The organism is Azoarcus indigens (genome assembly GCF_004361735.1).
Lineage (GTDB): Bacteria > Pseudomonadota > Gammaproteobacteria > Burkholderiales > Rhodocyclaceae > Azoarcus > Azoarcus indigens.
The window spans coordinates 228,787-235,287 of sequence record NZ_SNVV01000006.1 but is presented as its reverse complement, the minus strand read 5'-3'; the positions used below and the strand labels follow the sequence as shown (position 1 = coordinate 235,287).

The 6,501-nt window shown below is 59.8% G+C and carries 6 protein-coding genes and 1 pseudogene; 5 read left to right on the top strand and 2 right to left on the bottom strand.

What is annotated here, in order from left to right; genetic code table 11:
• The 3 genes from C7389_RS09420 to C7389_RS09410 form a co-directional block, all read left to right on the top strand.
• A partial coding sequence (locus C7389_RS09420) for a transposase (protein WP_211342505.1) occupies nt 1-216 on the top strand: 216 nt, incomplete at its 5' end.
• A gap of 38 nt (nt 217-254) precedes the next feature.
• Nucleotides 255-1,181 carry a glycosyltransferase family 2 protein gene (locus tag C7389_RS09415; protein WP_162851707.1) on the top strand — a complete coding sequence of 309 codons (927 nt, stop codon included), beginning with the start codon at nt 255-257 and terminating at the stop codon, nt 1,179-1,181.
• Nucleotides 1,182-1,197: 16 nt separating this feature from the next.
• Complete coding sequence (locus C7389_RS09410) at nt 1,198-1,950, top strand: glycosyltransferase family 2 protein (protein ID WP_211168249.1); 753 nt, start codon at nt 1,198-1,200, stop codon at nt 1,948-1,950.
• Between the two features lie 235 nt (nt 1,951-2,185).
• Here C7389_RS09410 and C7389_RS09405 read toward each other — a convergent pair whose 3' ends face one another.
• Complete coding sequence (locus C7389_RS09405) at nt 2,186-3,220, bottom strand: IS630 family transposase (protein ID WP_133590646.1); 1,035 nt, start codon at nt 3,218-3,220, stop codon at nt 2,186-2,188.
• Nucleotides 3,221-3,318: 98 nt separating this feature from the next.
• Here C7389_RS09405 and C7389_RS09400 point away from each other — a divergent pair.
• Nucleotides 3,319-4,355 (top strand): annotated as a pseudogene (locus tag C7389_RS09400) (IS5 family transposase).
• 327 nt (nt 4,356-4,682) lie between these two features.
• A complete protein-coding gene (locus C7389_RS09395; protein WP_211342508.1) occupies nt 4,683-5,654 on the top strand; it encodes an NAD-dependent epimerase/dehydratase family protein in 972 nt (323 codons plus the stop codon).
• Nucleotides 5,655-5,740: 86 nt separating this feature from the next.
• On the opposite strand, the gene C7389_RS09390 is transcribed toward C7389_RS09395, so the two are convergent.
• Nucleotides 5,741-6,358, bottom strand: a complete 618-nt coding sequence (locus tag C7389_RS09390; RefSeq protein WP_162851706.1) for a glycosyltransferase family 25 protein — start codon at nt 6,356-6,358, stop codon at nt 5,741-5,743.
• Nucleotides 6,359-6,501: the final 143 nt, after the last annotated feature.

Below are 6,501 nucleotides of genomic sequence, written 5' to 3'. Positions count from 1 at the left end.
GAGATTGAAGTGTTTTACCTGCCGAGCTACTCGCCGGAGCTCAATCCGGATGAGTATCTGAATGCCGACTTGAAGGCTCGCATGAACGCGGGCGAGCCCGTTCGGACACCAGAGGCGATGCAAAGCAAACTGCTCGGGCATCTGCGAAGCCTGCAAAAACAGCCTGAACGGATTCGGTCGTACTTCAAACACGAAGAGATTCGCTATGCCGCCTGAGCTGTTTGGTAATTTGTTGCCGGGTTAATATCTGGATCGTGGAAAACATACCGAAAGTCAGTGTCTGCATTCCGACCTACAACGGCGCCCGGTATCTCCCGGGAGCCATTGCATCGGTCCTGGCACAGACATATCAAGACTTTGAAGTCGTCATTGTCGACAATGCGTCCTCGGATTCGTCTGCCGAGCTGCTGACGGAACTGGCCAAGCAGTCCGAGAAGATCCACGTCTTTCACAATGCACGCAATCTTGGCCTAGCGGGAAATCTCAACCGATGCGCTGAACTGGCCCGCGGGCAGTTCATCAAGTATTTGTGCGTGGATGATCTGCTGCTGCCGGATTGCCTCGCGCTGCTGGTTCAGGGGCTGCAAGCTCATCCTGAAGCGGTGCTGGCCTGTGGTGGACGCATCAGCATCACCGATGAAGGCAAAGCCTTTGGCCTGCGTCATTATGCCGCGCAAGACGGCGTCGTCCCCGGGAACATGGTGATGAGCCGCTGCCTGTACAGCCGCAACTACATCGGCGAGCCGACCGCCGTCCTCTTTCGTAAGCCCGACATGCAATTCGGCTTTCGTGAAGAATTGCCCCAATTGATGGACATGGAACTGTGGTTGCGGATGCTGCAAACAGGTTCCCTGTTGAATATTGCGGCACCGGTCTGCTCGATTCGTTTCCATGCCGGACAGATGACCCTCAAAAACATTCGTTCTGGTGCCCTGGTGCAGGACAATGTCCGTGTTTTCACGGAATTTTCCAACCGCACCGACCTGCAGGTCACGCCCATGCTGGCACTGCGACACAAAATTCTAATGACATATCGTGTATGGGTGTCTCGAAAATTCATTACGGCCCAGACAAAGCGGGACGTGCTGCGCCGCTTCGGCAGCCGCCTGGCCTACCCCTTCATGCCCATCCTGTCGTCGCTGCTTCTGGCCAAGCGCAAGTTCTCGAAAAAGACGGGATAGGCACTATGGCCACACAATGTTGAAACCCTCCATCATCACGGCGGCGTTTAACGCCGCCAGCACCATTGAGGCGGCGCTGCGCAGCGTCGCGTCGCAGACGCACCCTGATGTCGAACACCTGGTCATCGATGGGGGATCCAACGACGGCACTCAGGCCATCGTGACCTCTCACAGCCAGCGCGTTTCGACATTTTTCTCAGAGCCGGACCGCGGCATTTACGATGCTATGAACAAAGGCCTGATGCGGGCGAGTGGCGATTTCATCGGCTTTTTGAATGCCGATGACGTCTATGCCCATGCCGATGTGCTGAATCGGGTCGCTCAAACCATGGAACAGCAGAATCTGGACGTGCTCTATGGCGACGTGGCCTTCTACCGTTCGGATGAACCAGGCAAGATAGTGCGTCGCTATTCGTCGGCGCGGTTCAGGCCGGACCGCATCGCCTGGGGCTGGATGCCGGCGCACCCGGGTCTCTTCGTCAAGCGTGATCTTTTTCTGAAGACTGGGCCATTCAGAACTGATTTCCGGATTGCTGGTGATTTCGAATTCGTGGCGCGCCTCTTCCTGCAACAGAACCCACGCTATCTTTACTTGCCTGAAGTGCTGGTGAACATGAGTCTGGGTGGGGTCAGCACGGGTGGATGGCGCAGTACGGTGCTGCTCAATAAAGAGGTGTTACGTGCCTGCCGCGACAATGGTATCCAGACCAATATGCTCAAGATCCTGTCCAAGTATCCAGTTAAGGTGCTGGAGCACCTACGCAAATGACGTTTTGATGCGCCATCTGTAAAGTGAGGCAAATATCATAACGATACTGGTAATGGGTAAGTATTTCTTCTGACTGACTTTTGGCGCCAGCGGTATGCTCGCCCTGGGAACTGACTTGAGCACAGAGACTGTTTTTCTTGTGCGCATGCGCTCGCGGCGAGGAAAATGCCGATATCAAAGCGTGTTAGATATGGGCACCTTGAAAACCTTGTTACTAACCTTCTAGAAAGTAATGTCAGATAAGAGCGTACTGGCACTCGGGCTGAAGGAAGAACGATTTGACGAGGCTCGGAAGCCGTTGAATCCGACGCAGCGCGCCCAGCGCCAGCCGCTTCATTTCGTCTTTGTCCTGCACCAGGCGCTTGGAGACCTGACGCTTCACATGCGCCCAGACCTGTTCGTCGGGATTGAGTTGGGGCGAGTAGGGCGGCAGGTAGAAGAGCTTGAGTTGCCCTTTCAGGCTCTCGACGTAGGCCCGAACCAGTTTGGCCTTGTGAATGGGGTGCCCGTTGACGATCACGAAGACCGGCTTGTCGGCACCGATCATCAGGCGCTTGAGAAACTCGCGAAACAGCGTAGCGGTGACCGAACCGTCGTGGAGCATGAAGCGAAACTCGCCCTGCGGGCTCACCGCCGAAATCATGTTCAGCGAGAAGCGCCGCCCGGTGACCTCGACCACCGGCGTCTGCCCGCGCGGCGCCCACGTCGTGCCGGTGTGGTAATCGGAACGGATTCCCGACTCGTCGGCGAAGTAGATCGTCGCGCCCGCCGCACGCGCTTCCGCGCGAATCGCCGGGTAGGTTTCCGACTCCCATTGCCGCACCAGCGCGGCGTCCTGTTGCCATGCTTGGTAGAGCGGCTTCTGGGCGCTGAATCCGAGCACCTTCATGAGTCGGCTGACCGTGGCGATCGACAACGCCTTGCCGAACTGCCGGTTGATCAGCGCGCGGATCAGCGACAGCGTCCACAGCCCAAACTCGAACTTGTACTGCAGCGGCGTGTGGTCGCGAACGGCCTGAGCGAGCCAGCGCATCTGCTCCGCGCTCACCTTCGACGGACGCCCCGGGATCGGCTTTGCAAGCAGCGCGTTCTGCCCGCCGCTGGCGAAGTCGGCCAGCCACCGAAAGACACTGCGCACGTTCACGCCCAAGGCGGCCGCTACGCTTTGCGCTGTCTGCCCTTCGCGAACCGCCTTGATGGCCTGTTGGCGCATGACCTGAAGCGAGTGGTGGTCGATCGCGCGACCGTCCGAGTTCCGTTTGCATTTCATGCGCGTATTGTCTCATGAAGTGACAATACTTACGAGAAGGTTAGTATGTCCACCCTTGGTAAAATTTCGGGGTCCTGAACTCGGCTGCAGCTTGTAACGTGAAACCACGCACAGCCGTCAAGACTGATCTGTTCGCCGATGAACATCACCGCAAGAAGATCGACTCGCTCGGCGACCCGGTGGTCGAGATCGAGTCGCACATTGACTTTGGGGCGTTGGCGGCCGAGGTTGATGGGGTGGCACCGCGTCCGGTGAGTGCCCAGAGAGGACGCCCGCCGTACCCGACCGAGACGATGGTGCGGATTCTGGTCTTGAAGCGCCTGTACAACCTGGCCGATGAGCAGATGGAGTACCAGTTGCTGGACCGCATGAGCTACAAGTGCTTCTGTGGCCTGGTGAACGCAATCAACGTTCCGGACCGGACCACGGTGTGGACCTTCGAGAGCCGGATCGGCGAGCCGGGTGCGAAGGTGCTCTTCGATGGCGTCTCCGCGCAGTTGCTCAAGAAGGGCTTCATCGCGCGCGGCGGTCAGATCATCGACGCCACCCTGGTGCCGGCGCCCAAGCAGCACGGCAGCCGCGGCGAGAAGGTGCTGATTGAGCAAGGGGCGATGCCCGCCGACTGGAAGCCCGTAAAGCGGCGCCAGAAGGACACCGACGTGACCTGGCCCAAGAAGCACGGCAAGACCACTTCGGCTACAAGCTCTCGATCATCATCGGCAAGGAGTACAAGATCATCCTCCGGATCGAGACTGACACCGCCAGTACGCACGACAGCCAGCACGTTGAGAACGTCTTCGATGCGGGCAACACGAGCCGCGACGTCTATGCCGACCGGGGCTATCCGTCCGAGGGGCGTGAAGCATGGCTGAAGGGCAACGGCTTCCGGAACCAGATCCAGAGGGAGGGCAAGCGCAACAAGCCGCTGTCCGAGTGCCAACAGCGGCGCAACAAGCGGATTGCCAAGACGCGTGCGCGGGTCGAGCATGTGTTCGGTGCCATCGAACAGATGGGCGGCAAGCTGCTTCGTACCACCGGTCAGGCGCGGGCGAACTTTGCCATGACGATGATGGCCGCCTGCTACAACTTGAAGCGGTTGGTCTATTTCAGAAAGGCCGGAATCGAGCCCTTCTGACGCCCGAAGTGGGCTGAATCGCCGACTCGCGAGGCGAGTCGAAGCAAAGGCGGGGCAACGTCGCCGGAAAAGCCGTCGTGTTGTCGGAGAAGTTGAACTGAATTCGGTCGCGATCATCGTTGCGCGCCGGGATTCACTGAAAACCTCGGGTTATTCGAGGCGCCCCTTTTAGTAGATCTCGCGGTGGCCAATTCCTGCTTGAGGTCACCCGCAATTGCCGGGGGGCTGTGGTGGCCCGGTGCGGGGAGAGATGCCGCTTGGCCAAAATGGATCGGGGTTTCGAGCTTGAAGCCGGGCGGCCCGCAAACACACCATCCGAGGTGATTTATTAACGACGGTCATTGGCAAATCCCCGGTGGTGTTGTACTCACCGGCGGAAGTGGTTTCATCGGGAGGGAGGTTGCATCGCAACTGAGGGCGCGGGGGCGGGAGGTCCTGGCACTGTCGACCCGTGATCGCCCCGAACTCGGTGTTGTGCGAGGACCTGCCCTTACCGCCGATGCGGATTGGTCTGAGGCGCTCCGTGGGGCGCACGCTGTCATACATGCTGCTGCCCGCGTGCATGTGATGAACGATGCCAGTCCAGACCCTCTCGCTGAGTTTCGTGCCGTCAACGTGGAGGGAACCCTGCGCTTGGCTCAGCAGGCGGTGGAGGCAGGGGTTAAGCAATTCGTATTCGTCAGTTCCATTAAGGTTAATGGTGAGAGAACCATGCCGGGGCGGCCATTCATCGAGGATGACCCGGCGGCACCGGAAGATCCGTACAGTATTTCCAAGCATGAGGCGGAGGTGGGCGTACGGGCGCTGGCTGCCGGCAGCGGCATGAGCGTGACCGTCGTAAGGCCGCCCTTGGTCTATGGCCCGGGTGTCAAAGCGAATTTCGAACGCATGATGAACTGGGTGGCGCGAGGGGTTCCGCTGCCACTGGGCTGTATTGAGAACAGGCGCTCATTCGTCGGGCTGACGAACCTGGCGGACCTGTTATGCCTCTGCGCCACGCATCCCGCGGCAGAAGGGCGAACCTTTCTCGCTGCGGATGGGGAAGATCTCTCCACCACCGAGTTGCTGCTGCGTTTGGGGCGGGCTCTGGGGCGTCCTGCGCGCCTTCTCCCTGTGCCCCCGGTTGTTCTGGCGGGCTGCGCGAGAGCGATCGGAAAGGCGGAAGTGGCGGGGCGCTTGCTGGATTCCTTGCAGGTAGACGCGTCTGCGGCGCGCAGAATCCTCGGTTGGAAGCCGCCACGCACTGTTGACGAGGAACTGGAGGCCACCGCTCGGCATTTTCTGGCCACCCGGTACTGAGCGCAGGGCGCTATGGAAAGCCCTAGGGAAAAGGCGATCCATCGGCAGAGGTCGAGGCCTTTTTTGCCGGCCGAGACATTTCGCGCTTACTGCTGCAGGCGGAGCGCTGTCTTCCACAGATTGGCTACCGCCAGCCTGTACTGTTTGCGTCGGTTGGCGTGCCAGTTCATGCCGGGACCTTCGCGCGAGACGCCTTTCTCCTCCAGCGTGACCTTCTCCCGCGCGGATTCGATGTCGCTTCCTGCGATGTGCCGGGGCTGCTGGCTGGAGAGCATGGGGAAGGCGCAGTACTGCTTGAACTGGCGTCGGTATAGCGTATCGATGCCTATGCCTTCGAAGCGGTAATGCAGCAGCTTTTCGCTGGCAGCGCGGGAAATGATGTAGGCATGGGCGCCCGCGGCGCGGCAGCGTGCGATACCCGGTGTCCACGTCAGCCACAGTTTGCCCAGGATTACGCCGAGGTGCAGTAACTCGGGATGCCGCGTGCGGAGGAAGCGGTTGAGGCGGGAAATCGTCTTGGGCGGAAACGCCTCCAGCGTGGCGTCATCTTCCAGCACCAGAGCGTTTTTGTAGTTGCGTTCGACCACGATGCGGGCGCAGCGCTGGTGGGAGTGGAAGCAGCCCCGCTGGGCGTCTTCCTCGTCCTTGTCCACCAGCACGAATTCAATCTCCAGCCCGCTTTTGCGGAACTCATCCAGGATCATCGCCCGTCTGTCTTCCCGGTGGCGAAGGCTGATGCAAAGTACAGCGTCCACATCCAATTGAGGGTGGGTGGTACGTCGCGGAGAGAGGGGCATTTGAAAGGGGGCGATTTGCTGGAGCGGCGCGATTGTAGCACCCGCCGCTG

Excerpts from the sequence above, each read along its gene's own strand:
- C7389_RS09410 (WP_211168249.1), top strand. The coding sequence starts at position 1,198 with ATGTTGAAACCCTCCATCATCACGGCGGCGTTTAACGCCGCCAGCACC.
- C7389_RS09405 (WP_133590646.1), bottom strand. The coding sequence starts at position 3,220 with ATGAAATGCAAACGGAACTCGGACGGTCGCGCGATCGACCACCACTCG.
- C7389_RS09390 (WP_162851706.1), bottom strand. The coding sequence starts at position 6,358 with ATGATCCTGGATGAGTTCCGCAAAAGCGGGCTGGAGATTGAATTCGTG.